This is a genomic window from Labilibaculum sp. K2S (genome assembly GCF_030372765.1).
Classification (GTDB): domain Bacteria; phylum Bacteroidota; class Bacteroidia; order Bacteroidales; family Marinifilaceae; genus Labilibaculum.
This window is the reverse complement of record NZ_JAUCMW010000073.1, coordinates 1-1,032: the sequence shown is the minus strand read 5'-3', so window position 1 is coordinate 1,032 and position 1,032 is coordinate 1. Positions and strand designations below refer to the sequence as shown.

Sequence of the window (1,032 nt, the reverse complement as noted above, 5' to 3'; positions counted from 1 at the left end):
TAACATCAAGCGACATAACAGTAACCGGAGGTACAGGAGCCACCTTAGCCGCCACGAGTTTGGCTATTGCGGCCGATGCGGTCACCTCTGCAAAAATTCTGGATGGAACGATTGCCGTTGGAGATTTAGGTAGCGATGCAGTTGAAACCATTAAGATTAAAGATGGAAATGTAACGGCAGCCAAAGTAGAAGGTCTTGCCGATGCAGAATTCATTATAGGTACCGATGGCACAGCCGCCAACAACTCAAAAGCAACAATGAGTGGCGATGTAACGATGACCAATGCCGGTGTAACCACTATTGGAGCTAATAAAGTAACAACAACAGCGTTAAATGTACCAGATAATGGAAATTTGGGCGCGATACTTACCAGCGAAGCGGATGGTTCGTTTAGCTGGACAGACCCTGTAACGATGAGCGGAGATGTCAGTGTTAATGGATCAGGAGTTGTAACAGTGGATAAGATCAAGAATACAGATGTTTCTGGAACAGCTCCTACCGATGGTCAGGTGTTGAAATATAACACTGCGAGCAGTGTCTGGGAACCTGCAGCGGAAAGTGTTACCACCGTTGAAGATTTACTGACATCTACTTCAGCGACCAATGCGTTGAGTGCTAACCAGGGAAAGGTGCTTGATGGCAAGATTACAGCAGAAGTAACGCGTGCTGCCACTGCCGAGGGCAACAAGGTTGACAAGACCGATGCTTTTACAGGTGATGTAACCGGAACCTACGATGCGACCGTTATTGCCGCCGATGCGGTCACCTCTGCAAAAATTTTAGATGGCACGATTGCTGTTGGAGATTTAGGCAGCGATGCAGTTGAAACCATTAAGATTAAAGATGGAAATGTAACGGCATCCAAAGTAGAAGGCCTTGCCGATGCAGAGTTCATTATAGGTACCGATGGTACGGCAGCTAACAACTCAAAAGCAACAATGAGTGGCGATGTAACGATGACCAATGCCGGTGTAACCACTATTGGCGCATCTAAAGTAACGAATGCAAAACTTGACAAGTCAAATATTCCGT

General features: G+C 46.4%; 1 protein-coding gene. It reads left to right on the top strand.

Annotated elements, in window-relative coordinates; translation table 11 throughout:
* A partial coding sequence (locus QUH73_RS20755) for a hypothetical protein (RefSeq protein ID WP_289532359.1) occupies nt 1-1,032 on the top strand: 1,032 nt, incomplete at both ends.